The organism is Pedobacter soli (assembly GCF_900101435.1).
In the GTDB taxonomy this organism is placed as follows: domain Bacteria; phylum Bacteroidota; class Bacteroidia; order Sphingobacteriales; family Sphingobacteriaceae; genus Pedobacter; species Pedobacter soli.
On the sequence record NZ_FMZH01000002.1, the window covers coordinates 1 to 13,862 of the forward strand.

The window sequence follows — 13,862 nt, forward strand, 5'->3', positions numbered from 1 at the left end:
AGTTCGGTCCCTATCTGTTGTGGGCGTAGGAATTTTGAGTGGGGCTGACCTTAGTACGAGAGGACCGGGTTGGACTAGCCTCTAGTGAATCTGTTGTTCCGCCAGGGGCATTGCAGAGTAGCTACGCTGGGAATAGATAAGCGCTGAAAGCATCTAAGTGCGAAACTAGCCACGAGATGAGAATTCCATATAGGACCGTAGCAGACTACTACGTTGATAGGCTACAGATGTAAAGCTGGCGACAGCACAGTCGAGTAGTACTAATCATCCGAAGCTTTCAAAGCAAACAGACTGTTGTTTGTTCTTCAAACTAACTTCTTTCAATAATATGTCATTTAAGCTAAAAGCGTAAAGACAAAAGACTAAAGCGAAATACAAATAGCTTTAAGCTTTTACCTTTGGTCTTAAATAAAAATATTTAGGTGCCTATATCGGTGGTGTCCACCTCTTCCCATTCCGAACAGAGAAGTTAAGCCCACCAGAGCCAATGGTACTGCGGTAACACGTGGGAGAGTAGGTCGGTGCCAAATCTTAAAGAAACCCTTCAGCAAAAGCTGAGGGGTTTTCTTGTTTACAGGCTTTTTTTAAGCTTAAAGACTAAAGCAGAAAGCGGGATACAAAGCTTTAGTCTTTTATCTTTTAAGCTTTTTTTAACCATTAAGGAGTTAAGGTAATTAAGGTTTGCTTGGACAAAAGCATAAAGGTCTTTTCTTAATGGCCTTAATCTCTTAATGATAAAATGAAACGGTGGGCTTTATCCACAGGCTTTACGCTAATAGCCCTGATGGCAGTGGAAATCCCTTTTGGCTGGAACAGACACCACAAAGCTTGCATAAGCCCTCCAAAAGGATTGTAACGGACAGCAGGACGGAACCCTGATTCCCTGCACTGGCTTTGCGCTTCAAAAAATAACTGCATTAGTCTTTCACCTTTAAGCTTTAAAACCATTAAGGAATTAAGGTAATTAAGGTTACTTTGCACTAAACCAATATGTTTTTTCTTAACGCCCTTAATCCCTTAATGATAAAAGGAAAGAGCATGAATGCTGGCCTTGGCTTTGTGCTACTGAAGTAGAAATAACGATGAATTAAGCTTTCGCTTCCTCTTTAACGGCCAATTGGCCACATGCTGCATCGATATCTTTACCTCTGCTCCGGCGGATGTTGGTATTGATTCCCTGGCTTTTTAAGTAGTTTGAAAAGGCATCGATCTTATCGCCTTCGGCATTGGTAAATGCGGCAAAAGAAATCGGGTTGTACTCAATCAGGTTAACTTTACAAGGGATGTGTTTACAGAACTTAGCCAAGTCCATGGCATCAGCAATTTCGTCGTTAAAATGATTAAAAACAATATACTCGTAAGTAACCGGGTTTTTGGTTTTGGCAAAATAGTATTTCAAGGCCTCTGCAAGCGATTTTAGTGAGTTAGCCTCATTGATCGGCATAATTTCGTTACGCTTCTCATCGTTAGCGGCGTGTAATGATAGTGCCAGGTTAAATTTAGCGCCATCATCGCCCAGTTTCTTAATCATTTTAGCAATACCCGCTGTAGAAACGGTAATGCGCTTATAGCTCATATTTAAGCCATCTGGTGCAGTTATGCGCTCAATGGATTTTAATACGTTAGCATAGTTTAAAAGCGGTTCGCCCATACCCATATATACGATATTGGTAAGCGGATGGTTATAGTTGTCCTTTGCCTGCTTATCAATCAATACCACCTGATCGTAAATTTCGTCTGCGTTTAAGTTGCGCTTACGGTCCATATAGCCGGTTGCACAAAATTTACAGGTTAAACTGCATCCTACTTGTGAACTAACGCAGGCTGTCATCCGGTCGTCTAAAGGGATTAAAACACCTTCTACAATGTTGCCATCGGTAAGCTTAAAGGTATTTTTAATGGTTTGATCGTTGCTAAACTGAGAGTTGTTAACCTGAACAGCATTAATAGTAAAAGTATCGTCTAAAGCTTTTCTTAGGTCTTTAGAAAGATTGCTCATTTGCTCGAAATTCGTTGCCGATTTTTCCCATAGCCATTGATAAATCTGTTTAGCCCTGAATGCAGGCTGTTTCATTGCAGTAAGATGTTGTTGCAATTGTGGCAGATCTAACGCACGGATATCGGTTTTTTTTGCTGTTACCATTTGCTGCAAAGGTACTTAAAAAAGCTGGAAGGTAGAAGTGTTGTACCTGCAACAGCCTATAAATGAACAAATTTTACATTAATACGCGGCAAGAAACAATTCTGATAAGGCCAGATAAGCACATAAAGGAACATAATACTTTTGATCGTATCTGGCAAATACTGTGTGGTTTATCTTCCTGAAAATACCTACATACCGAAAATCACCAATGGTTCTGATTAGAAAAATAGCCGCAATGCCATATCGCAGGTAATGAGGTACATCGATTTCAAAATGAAAGTTATGTGCAAAAGTAATGGCAGCAAAAGCAAGCAAACCCAGGGCTACGAGGAATGTTCCGGCTTTGCCGGGATTAAAAACAAGCTGATGCTCTGCTGTAGTTGGTAAAGCGGCATCGATGCCCCATTTACCTCCTGACATCCAGTAAAAGTGAACACCTGCCAGAAAGAGAAAGATAGTGGTATTGAGGTAAATGATGCTATTCATTAGCGTCCGCGTTTGCGTGAATGTGACTTGTCCGTTGATTTGGGTTTTGAAGACCGGGTATTTCTGTTACCTGAGTTACTTTTAGCAGTATTTTTTGATCCGCTTTGCGAGGAATATTTTTTACCTGCCGGTTTCGGTTTAAACTGCTTTTTAGGTTGTTCTTCGCGAAGTTCTGGAATTTCCTCCCAGGCATTTGGTTTTTTCTTTGGGGTGCTTTTAGCTTTTGGTTTGGCCTCCGAAGATGAATTTTCAATACTTTTGGTAATGCTTTTCATTTCCTCTTCGGTAAGCTCCCTGAATTCGCCTGTTGGGATGCCCTTCAGGTTAATATTCATGATCCGCGTACGTTCTAATTTGGTAACTTCATAACCAAAATACTCGCACATTCGGCGGATTTGCCTGTTTAATCCCTGAATAAGAATAATATTGAATACAAAGGTACTGACTTGCCTTACCTTACATTTGCGGGTATTCACCCCTAAAATGGGGACACCATTGCTCATTTCGAAAATAAAATCTTCGGTAATGGGTTTATTAACCGTAACGATATATTCCTTCTCGTGCTTATTTCCGGCTCGCAAAATCTTGTTCACGATATCACCGTTATTGGTCAGGAAAATTAAACCTGATGAATCTTTGTCTAAGCGGCCAATCGGGAAAATTCTTTCGCTATAGTTTACATAATCGACAATATTATCGCGTACACCACTTTCGGTTGTGCTGGTAATACCCACAGGTTTGTTGAAAGCCAAAAGCACAAAACTGCTTTCTTCTTTAGGCTCAATGTTGTGCCCATTAACCATCACTTTATCGCCGGCAAAAACCTGATCGCCAACTTTAGCCCTTTTTCCGTTAATAAAAACTGTTCCCTTTTCGATATAACGGTCTGCTTCGCGCCGCGAGCATAATCCGCTTTCGCTGATGAATTTATTTAAACGGGTGGCAGAGTTGTTGTTCATGCTGCAATTTTACGCAAATAAATTGTGTTATTCATTGGATAGGCTGGCAACAAATTGCTTAAGAGTTGCTTCAATGGCCGATAAAGTTGCTAAATCGGTGATACTGGCTTCGGGAGTGATTTTAGCTTTGGCGAAAGGCACCAGTAAAGGAAAAACTTTAGCCTCAATAACAGTTAATACATCGATGAGCGATTGATAGGCTTTTTCACCTTGCGAGGAGGCCACAATAGCCAAGACAGGTTTTTTGGAAAATGAAGCCGAGCTTACTGTCCAGTCTAATACATTTTTTAAACTGCCTGGCAAGCCCATGGCATACTCAGGGGTACAAATTAAAATTCCGTCGGCTAAGTTGATATTTTTCCGGAGCTGCAAAACAGATTGAGGTGCATCATCAGTATCCAAATCAGGGGTAAAATGTGGAAGATCTGCTATAGAGCTGAGCGTAACTACTTCGTATCCTGTTCCGAGAAGTTTAGTAATGGCTGCAATATAAAGCAGGTTGGTAGATGATGCTTTTGTACTACCGCAAATGGCAAAAATTTTCTTCATGGCTAAAATTAGCAAAGCAGAAATGTAATACAAATATGGACAGGTAATACAACCGTCATTTCAAAAGAACAGAGAAATGCACCAAATCTGTTGCTAGTGAAATGACGGTTATACGAGAGAGTTACTTAAAAGTTCTGATCATCGGCACTCGGGCCATAGCTGCCAGGTACTGGGATGTTTAATAACCTGAAATAAACGCCCAATTGAGCACGGTGGTGTGCAGTTTGACTAAACGAATGGCGAATGGTTTCGTATTTGGTGTAATCTGCCAGAATCTGATCACCGTTTCTCAGTATCCATTTTTCGCTTAACAATTCTTCATTTGCTTTCTCCAGTTCTGCTTTTCCACCAGCATAGCTTTCTTCCAATAGTTTCAGTAAATCATCGGTAGTTTCGATGTGCTTTTCCTCGTATGGTGCAGCTGCGAAATCAAGTCCATCGGTGGTAAGGGCGAGGGAAACCCAGCTTGGTAGTTCGGCAATATGGCTGGCCAAAGATTTCATTTTCATGCTTTTTTCGTGCGGAGCCCAATCAAATTTATCAACTGGTACCAGGGCCAGAAATTTTTTAGTGGTGTTAAATTCTGCCGCTAACTCTTTCAATAATGCTTTAATAATATCCATATTTTTTTGTTTTGTTTTTTCTGCTGTGTGTAAGTCCATCAGTAATAAATCGGCGATGCTCATGATTTTGATGTTTGTTTAAACAAAGAAAATGTGGCCGACTGACAACCCTATGGCAGTGTAAAAAAAATATTTTTAATAATTTACCGGCAACAGGTGCATATAATCATTTAAAGGCATATGAGTTGCTTTTCTGAAAGAAATTCCCAGGTTTTTGATGCAGATAATCCGGGTGAGGTTAAAGTCGCGGTACTCATTCCGGTAATGGCACCAGGCAATTAAATGCCAGCTGAAAGCATAAAAAATTAAACCAATGGGTTCTACCTCTCGCTTGCTTACTTCCTCCTTGTTATTCTTGTAATCGAGGGCAATAATGTGTTTCTCAGCAATGGCTTGTTGAATGAGCGATAAGTACTCGAAATTAAAGTTAAGTCTTTCGGGGATCTGCAGCTTAATGTGCTGGTTCATGGTTTCGAGCTTTTCTTTCTGATTGCTTTTGAGCACCGATTTAACTTTGGTAAGTGCAGTAGAATAATGCGCACGGATGGAATGATCGGCAAAGCCATTTACCAGACTCTCTACCAGAAGCAACGCATTGGCTTCTTCCATGTTAAAAGAAACAGGAGGCAGAAAATAGCCCTGTACCAAATAATAGCCTTTGTGCTGCTCGAAACTTACCGGAATACCCTGTTCGCCGAGGGCTTTAATATCTCGGTAAACCGTGCGGATACTCATATCAAAGCGTTCAGCAATTTTTTCAGCAGTAATATATTTTTTAGACTGAAGGAGTGTTAATATGCCGAAAAGGCGATCGATACGGTTCATGTTTTTGTTTGATTAGGCGATTTATAAAATTAAAGTTTTTTGAGCAGATTTTCTTGTGGTACGTTATTTGTAAACAATAAAAAGATATCAATTTACCTCTTAAACCGTTATATAGGTGTTGGGGATATAATCTGAATTAGATGGCGGCCGTTATTCAAAAACGTTTTTTCCGGGCAGTAAAAAGTAAAGTAATTATAGGTTTCTTATTGGCCTGTTTTGCCTTGTTGATGGCATGGGGCATTAGTAAATTTGCCTTTACCCGTATGTTGGATACGGTAGAAGAAATTTCGGCACCCAACGACCGCCTGCGGATTGTGAATGATCTTTCGCATAAAATTGCAAGGCTCGATCAGCTGCAGCGCGATGAGGCATTTAATAAGCAAGGCAATTATAGTTTTTTAAAAGAATCGCGTAAATTAAGATCAAGCCTGGATACCCTTCGGAAATTATACCGTGGCGATTCGGCCCAGCTGGTGAGAATAAAATCGATTAAAAACCTGCTCTCTGATCGCGATAAGCAATTTATAAATTACCTGAAAGTGCGCGAAACGCTGGTAAATACCAAGTCGTTTTCGGAAGAAGTGAAGAAGCTAAACGAGTTGGTTGCTACGCGTACCAGGCAAACGGATAGTGCAATACTGACAACCGAAACCACCACTTCTACCACTACCGTTGCTCCCGAAGAAGATAAGAAATCACGTAATTTTTTTGCCAAACTTTTCGGGAAGAAAAAATCAGAAGCCTATAAGATTATTAACGAAGAATTTAAAGTTAAACGTGATACCTTAAATGCTAAGGCTGAGGATAGCATTATGAAAAGCATGACCGGTTCGTTAAAAAATATCGAACAGGAACAGCGACAGAAAAGCCAGAAGTTTTTAAAACGAGAGGCTGACTTGTCCAATGCCAGTAACGCATTAACCGCACAAATGCTACAGATTTTACGCGAAGTAGAAGGCGAAGCGGTAGCGCAGGTTGATTTAAATGGTATACAGGCAAAAGAAGTGGTGAACGATGGGATTACGCAAATTACCATCATTATCCTTGCATTTTTTCTGCTTACTGTTATTTTGCTCTATTTAATTCTGGCCGATATTACCCGGAGCAATAAATACCGTAGAGCATTGGAGCAGGCCAAAGATGAGGCCGAATACCACGGAAAAGCGAAGCAACGCTTCCTTTCGAATATGAGCCATGAGATCAGAACGCCCCTCCAATCTATACTGGGTTATGCCGAACTCATTACCCAGCAGGATGTTCCGAAGAAAAAGGATATCGATGCGATTTATCAATCATCCATCCATTTGCTGCAGATCGTTAACGAAGTATTGGACTATAACCGCATCATTTCAGGCGAATTCCGTTTCAATCATCAGGTGTTCGATATTAAAAAAGTTTTAGACGAAGTGGTTTCAGTTATGCGCCCGTTGGCCGAGCAGAAATCCTTGCAATTAAATGTCGATTTAGGTCTCGATCATCTCGAATCGGTTAAGGGCGATGCTTTCAGGTTGAAACAGATTTTATTTAACCTATTGGGTAATGCGGTAAAATTTACGCTTAAAGGCGAAATTAAATTAGGGGTTTCTTATAAAAAACAAGGCAACGATCTGCATTTCCATTTTATCATAAAGGATACAGGTATTGGTTTTGAAGAAAAAGACCGGGCTAAAATTTTTAATGAGTTTGAGCAGATTGAATCGCCAGAAAAATACATCATCAACCAGGCAGGTACAGGTTTGGGTTTACCTATTGTTAAATCGTTAATTGAAACCCAGGGCGGACGGATTTATGTAAAGAGCAAACCGGGTGCAGGTACTACGTTTAACATTTACCTTAAGTACGAATATACAGAAGAGCGGGTGCAAAATGAGCTCGATTTGGAACATTACGCGATAGTAAATCCCGGAACAGTATGGGTAATTGATGATGATAAACTGATTTTGGATCTTTGCGAAATAATTTTCGAAAAGAACAATATTACTTTCAGGAGTTTTAACCAGATAGCCGATATTTTGCAGGCTACACCCGAAAATGATTTAAGATATGTATTAATGGATATGCGCATGCCTGAAATGACGGGTTTTGAGCTTTGCCATTTGCTGAAGAAAAAACTACCCGAATCAGTTAAATTTTACGCCATAACCGCGCAGGTTTTACCCGAAGAACGTGAAATGGTTTTAAGCGAGGGTTTTGACGGATTGATTATGAAACCTTTCAGAGCAGCAGATATTTTATCCATTTTTGAGAAAACAGCGATTTTAGCCGAGCAACCAGAGTTCGATTTCTCCACAATAGAAAAAATGACTTTTGGCGATCAGCAGATGCTGGAAAAAATACTGAACCGGTTTAAGCAAGATTCTATTGATGATGCAGCCGAGTTAAAGCTTCACCTGCAAAAAAATGATCAGGATAACAGCAGGTTGATTGTGCATCGCCTTGCAGGCCGAACCGGACAATTGGGTGCTAAAACCCTGGCTAATGCACTCAGACTCCTGGAAATTGATATTTCCAAAAACGGGTTAACGGATGTTGTTAAGTCTGATGTTTCCCTGCAAATTAAAAAGCTGGAAGGCTTAATTGCGGTGATGGAAGAAATGAATTATTCGGGGTCGATGTAAGATGCTAAAATAGGGTTGAATTGGAAAATTAAAACGGAATAACTTTCAATAAAACTTTATGGCGAAATATTTTAGAACTTACTTGAAATTTTCAAGTTGGCTAAAATCAAGTAGATCGTTCACCGTTATATCTAGTGCCTTTGCAATCAGTACAAGGTTGTAAGCTGTAGGGTTCGCTCCCTGTATTTCATAATTATTAACAATTTGTTTGTCCTTAAAACCTATCCTTAAAGCTAAGGAGGCTTGGGTTAAACCTAATTCCACTCTTCTTTGTTTTATACGCTTTGCCAAAGAAACTTTAAAATCTTTAACATCCAAATTTTCCATTTGGCAAACTGTTAATATAAAAAAAATAATAAGTCAATATTTATGTTGACTTCTTGGGTATTTTTTTATATTTGATTATATAATTGTGTATTAATAAGAGTCTTGTAGCTGCTTTTTCTGACCCCGCTAGTGCAAGACAGCAGATTAATACTCACGTCTATTTAAAGATGTGCTATATTAGCACGTCCGAATAGATGTGAGGCTGCTGTAAATCCATGTTAGCTTAAGGGGTCAGAACTTTTATGGCAGCCGTGGTTTGCAGCCTCACATGTATTGCATCCATTTATGCAGGACTCGTATAACCCATACGAGTATGATTTTAAAATCAAACCATCTTTTCAATTGCCTCATTTCGGTGGTAATCTGTGCGCCTGAATAGTTTTAATTTGAGGAGGTAATTTCTATTGGGCGATTTTAGGCAAGTTGTTTAATAGCCCTCCCGCATTAATTTCTTTACTTTTCGATATTGAGTCGATTAGTCAATTGAAAAACGATAAAAACCATCGTAATGGTATTGTTATGCCTTTTTTGCAAGGATAGGTAGGCTGGTTTAAAAGGCTAGATCTTGAGCAACCACTAAATATTGGATACGTTCATATGTGGAGAAAGGCTCAAAAATGTACACGATCAGACCTTATAATCTGCCACGACGGAAAACACATCATATCTAAATTAAATATATTCATCATGGAATACACGCAATCAAACTCAAATCGTAACATAAATTTCACCAGGTTTAAGCAAGGAATGAGGAAGGGCTTGAATTTTTCTACAAACTTTTATATCGCCCTATATACTACTATGGTTTTAAATATATAAAGGATGATGTTAATGCGGATTGTATTGTAAATGAAGCTTTCCTAAGGCTTTGGTTATGCAGAAAAAATATAACCTCTCCAGAACATATTGAAACTTTTGTCAGAAAATTGACTTCTGAGGGCTGCAGGGCGTACTTTAAAACATCTTGCAACAAATTCCACCGCAATATGCTTCGACTAGACGAAATTGAAAACTACCAGGAATTTATTGCAGGTCATGATCCTTTCCAGGAGGATGAAGGTGAGTTTGTTTATCATCAAGCACCAGGAGAAGAGGAAATAAAACAATGGGAGCAAGTAAAAGCGGTAATTCCTAACCTGAGCCAGGACCAGCAGCTTTTTATCAGGCTCTGCATCAAGTATTCGTTTGATTATGGCCAGATGGCCTGGCATATTGGAGGAATTTCTGATTATCAGGTTGCGCGAAAAGTGAAACGGACGCTCGAGTGCTTAAAGGCAGTAATCACCGATTCGCAAAAACTTGATCAAATTGAAAAAACAAGCAGATTCAGGTTTGAAGGAGATGTGAGCGAAGAGCAGTCTAAGATCCTTCAAATGCGTTATGAGCTTCAGTATAGTTTTACAGAGATTGCGGAGGCCTTAAACCTCAATCAGGGATACATTCAGCAGGCTTTCGCTGCTGCTTCATTGAAAATAAGGAAAATAAAAATCAGGTGATATGGAAAATAGTACTATGGTCGTTACGCGCAAAATACAGTTAATGATCGATTCCGAAGATCGGGAGGTGGTCAAAAATGCGATTGATCAGTTGTATAACTGGCAATGGATCTGTTTCCGGGCAGCGAATACGATCATGAGCCATCATTTCGTGCAGGAACGGGTGAAGGATTTCTTTTATTTGACCGAGGATATCAAGTTAAAGATAGCTGATGAAAAGAAAGAGGCGAACGGTATTTTGAAATCCTCACGTCAGAATACAACCTACCGTTTGCTCTTCAATCATTTCAAAGGGCAGATTCCTGCAAATATTTTGAGCAACCTCAACAATACGCTAATATCCAATTTCAATAAGGAAAAGGATGCCTATTGGAAAGGCGAAAAATCACTAAGGAACTACAAACGTAATATCCCCTTACCCTTTGGTGCAGAGGTAATCTCCAAACTAACCCGGGCAGTTGACAATAAAAATTTCACTTTCAGGCTTTTTCAGATTCCTTTTAGAACTTACCTTGGAAAGGACAGGTCGGATAAGAAGGCCATGTTTGATAAGGTTATAAGTGGTGCATTGAAGCTTTGTGCCAGCCATATCCAATTGGACAGAGGAAAAATATTTCTATTGGCTGCAATGCGGATTGAGAAGGAGTACCATGTACTCGACCCGACTATAATAGCCGAAGCCTCGCTATCGATAGAACATCCGGTAACTGTTAAGGTCGGTAGCCAGGAATATGCTATAGGGAATAAGGAGGAATTTCTCCACCGAAGGCTTGCCATACAGGCGGCAGTAAATAGGGTCAAAAAAGCAGTCATTTTAACAGCGGTGGACATGGAAGAAAGAAGAAAATGAAAAGTGTAGAGGATTATCGGCATATGGAAAGGCGGTATGTTGAACAAAAACTGCATGTTTACAGCAAGATGCTGATCGATTTTTGTCTTAAAAACCAGGCCGCAACCCTGCTTTTGGTCAACCAGCAGGAAAAAGAGGAAATAGCCAGGGAGGATCATCATCTGTTGCAGAACTGGAGCTATTACAGTTTAAAGGCAAAGATTAGCTATAAGGCAGCTAAAGCAGGTATACAAGTGATTGTTGAATAAGAAAAAAAGAGGTTTTTTGCAGAACCGTAGGGTGAGGTATTATGCTCATCGAGCTGAAAAATTAAGCAATGCAATGGCGGACTTCATGTGAGCATGTAAAAAGCAAAAACGTAAATAGTATGGTGAACATTTTTAGACTATAAGATGCTACCTATACAGCGGAAGGATGAGTATATTTTTTATATACTCATTGACTTTTTCTTGTTTGAGTGTAAGATCAGAACGGCGCAGTATAACTCATTTGAAATGAAGATTACTCAATGCCGTATCGCTCCATCTTGGCATACAGTGTTTTACGATCAATGTTTAACATTTTTGCTGCCTTTGATTTGTTGTGTTTTACCTTAATTAAGGTTTCAGTTATGAGTGTTTTTTCATTCTGCTCATTTACAGCTTTTAAATCAGAAGAATTTCCGGGCTGTGTTTGCTGATGAACAGCAATCATCATTTCATCTGGCAATGCCTCTACCTGTGCTACATCGCCCGGACTCAACAAAACCATACGCTTAATTACATTACTTAACTCGCGCAGATTACCAGGCCAATCGTATTGTAGTAGAAGTGATTTAGCCTCAGCCGAAATGCTCTTCACATTGCGCTCCAGGTCGCGGTTAGCCAGTTGTATGAAATGATTGATGAATAACTCTAAATCTCCCCCGCGCTCGCGCAATGGTGGAAGCTGGATTTTAAATTCGTTTAAACGGTGGTATAAATCTTCCCGGAACTCGCCTTGCTGTATGCTGTTGGCCAGGTCGTCATTTGTTGCAGTAACAATGCGCACATTAACCGGAATCTGTTTGGTACTGCCCAGCGGCTGGATTACCCTTTCCTGCAAAGCCCTGAGTAGTTTAATCTGTACTTCGTAGCTCAGGTTACCCACTTCGTCTAAAAATAAGGTTCCGCCATTTGCAGCTTCAAATTGTCCTTTTTTATCGTTTAAGGCACCAGTAAAAGCACCCTTAACATGACCAAATAATTCGCTGGCGGCTAAATCTTTTGATAGCGCACCACAATCTATGGCCACAAAAGGTTTATCGGCGCGTTTGCTCTGCTGATGCAAAGTCCGGGCGGCAAATTCTTTCCCCGTCCCACTTTCACCTTGTATAATTACCGACATATCTGTAGGGGCTACCAGGTTAATGTGCCCGTATAATTTATCGGCAATGGCGCTTTTTCCTTTAATAAAATCGCTATTTACCTCATTTGGCTCTGTGCTTTTTAAATCCTTTTTGGCTAAAGAATTTTTAATCACCATTAAAAGCTCATCAGGATTAACCGGTTTCGTAATGTAATCAAAAGCACCTAACTGAATCGATTTTACGGCGGTGCGCACATCGTTAAAGCTGGTCATAACAATTACCGGAATAGAAAGTCCCCGGTCACGCAAGTGTTCTAACACTTCAAAACCTGTTCCGTCAGGAAGGCGGTAATCGATTAATAGTAGTTCAAATTCGCTGTTTTCGAGTTGTTTAAAAGATTGTTTTACATGGGTTACGAGTGTAACTGCATGACCGTTTTTTGTTAAAAAACCTTCAAGTAATTGAGCAAAAGTAGTATCGTCTTCTAAAATCAGGATTCTCGCCATGTAACAAAAATAAGAAAAGCCGGACATAATCCGGCTTTCTTATACTAGGTAGATGTAATATTTGGGTTTTTATTGTACGGGTTTACCGTCTTTATCAATTTTCACAGAACCAGTTTCTGCTTCTTTTTTAACATTGATCAGGTAATACTCCTTGGTTCCTTCTTTTACTGACCAAGCTTCGGTAGCAGTCCAGCCCTTGTAAGCATCAGATTTTAATGCTGTTTTAACTGGCTCAGGTAACTCTTCTAATTTAACAGGAGTTTTTACTGCGCTATCTTGAACTGCAACAATTGCAGTATTTTTCATTGTATTTACTTCACTTGCCTGTACTGCTGAGAATCCTGCAAAAGCTAAGAACGCAGCTGATAAAATTAATTTTTTCATCTTGTTTTTAATTTTAAGGTGATGCGTAGCGCTGAGGCTACGCTTATGTTAATTATGCCTGAACGGCGTTTATACAAATTTTAATTATTGAACTGGTTTCCCGTCTTTGTCAATTTTCACAGAACCGGTTTCTGCTTCTTTTTTAACATTGATTAGGTAATACTCTTTGGCACCTTCTTTTACTGACCAAGCTTCGGTAGCAGTCCATCCTTTGTAAGCATCAGATTTCAATGCTGTTGTAACTGGCTCAGGTAATTCTTCTAATTTAACCGGAGTTTTTACGGCGCTATCTTGAACTGCTACAATTGCAGTAGGTTTTAAATCTTTAACTTCACTTGCTTTTACGGTTGAGAATCCTGCTAATGCTAATACTGTTGCTGCTAATACGAACTTTTTCATAGTATGATTTTTTAAATTTTAATTTGTGTAACAATACTTGCTAAGGTTTCATAATGGTGCCAAAACTGGCACGACTAATTAATGTATTGGTTGTGAGTGATTTATGTTTTTATGTGATATTGCAGATTGGGGAGTTCCTCCACACATTGGGGAGAATAACTACACAAAAAGTCAACTTTTGCATTTAAACAATAAATGTTTGTGGTAAGCAGGCCAGCTTTCAGGTATTTTTTTATTTATTTTTTTTAAAAGAGAAATTTTTTCTATCATTGCAGCCCGATTAAAAGCCTCCTTAGCTCAGCTGGTAGAGCAACTGACTTGTAATCAGTAGGTCATTGGTTCGATTCCGATAGGAGGCTCTTTTCCTTTT

At 39.5% G+C, this 13,862-nt stretch carries 14 protein-coding genes, 1 tRNA gene and 2 rRNA genes; 7 read left to right on the plus strand and 10 right to left on the minus strand.

The window, feature by feature from the left end; translation table 11 throughout:
* Both BLR37_RS03890 and rrf read left to right on the plus strand, forming a co-directional pair.
* Positions 1-284: ribosomal RNA gene (locus tag BLR37_RS03890) — 23S ribosomal RNA — on the plus strand; the annotation flags it as partial.
* Between the two features lie 134 nt (positions 285-418).
* A 5S ribosomal RNA gene (gene rrf, locus BLR37_RS03895) occupies positions 419-530 on the plus strand.
* Positions 531-1,087: 557 nt separating this feature from the next.
* On the opposite strand, the gene rlmN is transcribed toward rrf, so the two are convergent.
* The 6 genes from rlmN to BLR37_RS03930 all read right to left on the minus strand — a co-directional run bounded on the left by rlmN (position 1,088) and on the right by BLR37_RS03930 (position 5,585).
* Complete coding sequence (gene rlmN, locus BLR37_RS03905) at positions 1,088-2,143, minus strand: dual-specificity RNA methyltransferase RlmN (RefSeq protein ID WP_090764903.1); 1,056 nt, start codon at positions 2,141-2,143, stop codon at positions 1,088-1,090.
* A 78-nt stretch (positions 2,144-2,221) separates the two neighbouring features.
* A complete protein-coding gene (locus tag BLR37_RS03910) occupies positions 2,222-2,629 on the minus strand; it encodes a DUF3995 domain-containing protein (RefSeq protein ID WP_090764906.1) in 408 nt (135 codons plus the stop codon).
* Positions 2,629-3,588 (minus strand): 23S rRNA pseudouridine(2604) synthase RluF, encoded by a 960-nt coding sequence (gene rluF, locus BLR37_RS03915; RefSeq protein WP_090764909.1) that lies wholly within the window; start codon positions 3,586-3,588, stop codon positions 2,629-2,631. The genes BLR37_RS03910 and rluF overlap by 1 nt, the downstream gene beginning before the upstream one ends.
* 27 nt (positions 3,589-3,615) lie before the next feature.
* Positions 3,616-4,137 carry an NADPH-dependent FMN reductase gene (locus BLR37_RS03920; RefSeq protein WP_090764912.1) on the minus strand — a complete coding sequence of 174 codons (522 nt, stop codon included), beginning with the start codon at positions 4,135-4,137 and terminating at the stop codon, positions 3,616-3,618.
* 125 nt (positions 4,138-4,262) lie between these two features.
* The gene (locus BLR37_RS03925) at positions 4,263-4,760 is read right to left on the minus strand and encodes a DinB family protein (protein ID WP_167356546.1); all 498 of its coding nucleotides are present in this window, start codon (positions 4,758-4,760) and stop codon (positions 4,263-4,265) included.
* A 135-nt stretch (positions 4,761-4,895) separates the two neighbouring features.
* On the minus strand, positions 4,896-5,585 hold the full coding sequence (locus BLR37_RS03930) for a helix-turn-helix transcriptional regulator (protein ID WP_090764917.1): 690 nt from the start codon (positions 5,583-5,585) through the stop codon (positions 4,896-4,898).
* A 140-nt stretch (positions 5,586-5,725) separates the two neighbouring features.
* On the opposite strand from BLR37_RS03930, the gene BLR37_RS03935 reads away from it, so the two are divergent.
* A complete protein-coding gene (locus BLR37_RS03935; protein WP_090764920.1) occupies positions 5,726-8,203 on the plus strand; it encodes a hybrid sensor histidine kinase/response regulator in 2,478 nt (825 codons plus the stop codon).
* Between the two features lie 78 nt (positions 8,204-8,281).
* Here BLR37_RS03935 and BLR37_RS03940 read toward each other — a convergent pair whose 3' ends face one another.
* The gene (locus BLR37_RS03940; RefSeq protein WP_090764924.1) at positions 8,282-8,530 is read right to left on the minus strand and encodes a helix-turn-helix domain-containing protein; all 249 of its coding nucleotides are present in this window, start codon (positions 8,528-8,530) and stop codon (positions 8,282-8,284) included.
* A 986-nt stretch (positions 8,531-9,516) separates the two neighbouring features.
* On the opposite strand from BLR37_RS03940, the gene BLR37_RS03945 reads away from it, so the two are divergent.
* From BLR37_RS03945 to BLR37_RS25490, 3 genes are read left to right on the plus strand one after another with little or no spacing between them, the layout of a single operon-like run.
* Positions 9,517-10,026 carry a sigma factor-like helix-turn-helix DNA-binding protein gene (locus BLR37_RS03945; RefSeq protein WP_090764927.1) on the plus strand — a complete coding sequence of 170 codons (510 nt, stop codon included), beginning with the start codon at positions 9,517-9,519 and terminating at the stop codon, positions 10,024-10,026.
* Between the two features lies 1 nt (position 10,027).
* Positions 10,028-10,876 carry a hypothetical protein gene (locus tag BLR37_RS03950; protein ID WP_208599591.1) on the plus strand — a complete coding sequence of 283 codons (849 nt, stop codon included), beginning with the start codon at positions 10,028-10,030 and terminating at the stop codon, positions 10,874-10,876.
* A 23-nt stretch (positions 10,877-10,899) separates the two neighbouring features.
* Entirely contained in the window at positions 10,900-11,124 is a 225-nt protein-coding gene (locus BLR37_RS25490; protein ID WP_208599592.1) for a hypothetical protein, read from the plus strand.
* Positions 11,125-11,377: 253 nt separating this feature from the next.
* On the opposite strand, the gene BLR37_RS03955 is transcribed toward BLR37_RS25490, so the two are convergent.
* The 3 genes from BLR37_RS03955 to BLR37_RS03965 all read right to left on the minus strand — a co-directional run bounded on the left by BLR37_RS03955 (position 11,378) and on the right by BLR37_RS03965 (position 13,492).
* Entirely contained in the window at positions 11,378-12,709 is a 1,332-nt protein-coding gene (locus tag BLR37_RS03955) for a sigma-54-dependent transcriptional regulator (RefSeq protein ID WP_090764930.1), read from the minus strand.
* 69 nt (positions 12,710-12,778) lie between these two features.
* The gene (locus tag BLR37_RS03960) at positions 12,779-13,093 is read right to left on the minus strand and encodes a hypothetical protein (protein ID WP_090764933.1); all 315 of its coding nucleotides are present in this window, start codon (positions 13,091-13,093) and stop codon (positions 12,779-12,781) included.
* Positions 13,094-13,177: 84 nt separating this feature from the next.
* Positions 13,178-13,492 (minus strand): hypothetical protein, encoded by a 315-nt coding sequence (locus tag BLR37_RS03965; RefSeq protein WP_039481280.1) that lies wholly within the window; start codon positions 13,490-13,492, stop codon positions 13,178-13,180.
* Positions 13,493-13,778: 286 nt separating this feature from the next.
* On the opposite strand from BLR37_RS03965, the gene BLR37_RS03970 reads away from it, so the two are divergent.
* Positions 13,779-13,851, plus strand: a tRNA-Thr gene (locus BLR37_RS03970).
* Positions 13,852-13,862: the final 11 nt, after the last annotated feature.

Bases quoted from the DNA above. Each gene is read 5' to 3' on its own strand.
- rlmN (WP_090764903.1), bottom strand. From the start codon at position 2,143: ATGGTAACAGCAAAAAAAACCGATATCCGTGCGTTAGATCTGCCACAA.
- BLR37_RS03910 (WP_090764906.1), bottom strand. From the start codon at position 2,629: ATGAATAGCATCATTTACCTCAATACCACTATCTTTCTCTTTCTGGCA.
- rluF (WP_090764909.1), bottom strand. From the start codon at position 3,588: ATGAACAACAACTCTGCCACCCGTTTAAATAAATTCATCAGCGAAAGC.
- BLR37_RS03920 (WP_090764912.1), bottom strand. From the start codon at position 4,137: ATGAAGAAAATTTTTGCCATTTGCGGTAGTACAAAAGCATCATCTACC.
- BLR37_RS03925 (WP_167356546.1), bottom strand. From the start codon at position 4,760: ATGGATATTATTAAAGCATTATTGAAAGAGTTAGCGGCAGAATTTAAC.
- BLR37_RS03930 (WP_090764917.1), bottom strand. From the start codon at position 5,585: ATGAACCGTATCGATCGCCTTTTCGGCATATTAACACTCCTTCAGTCT.
- BLR37_RS03935 (WP_090764920.1), top strand. From the start codon at position 5,726: ATGGCGGCCGTTATTCAAAAACGTTTTTTCCGGGCAGTAAAAAGTAAA.
- BLR37_RS03940 (WP_090764924.1), bottom strand. From the start codon at position 8,530: ATGGAAAATTTGGATGTTAAAGATTTTAAAGTTTCTTTGGCAAAGCGT.
- BLR37_RS03945 (WP_090764927.1), top strand. From the start codon at position 9,517: ATGCTTCGACTAGACGAAATTGAAAACTACCAGGAATTTATTGCAGGT.
- BLR37_RS03950 (WP_208599591.1), top strand. From the start codon at position 10,028: ATGGAAAATAGTACTATGGTCGTTACGCGCAAAATACAGTTAATGATC.
- BLR37_RS25490 (WP_208599592.1), top strand. From the start codon at position 10,900: ATGGAAAGGCGGTATGTTGAACAAAAACTGCATGTTTACAGCAAGATG.
- BLR37_RS03955 (WP_090764930.1), bottom strand. From the start codon at position 12,709: ATGGCGAGAATCCTGATTTTAGAAGACGATACTACTTTTGCTCAATTA.
- BLR37_RS03960 (WP_090764933.1), bottom strand. From the start codon at position 13,093: ATGAAAAAATTAATTTTATCAGCTGCGTTCTTAGCTTTTGCAGGATTC.
- BLR37_RS03965 (WP_039481280.1), bottom strand. From the start codon at position 13,492: ATGAAAAAGTTCGTATTAGCAGCAACAGTATTAGCATTAGCAGGATTC.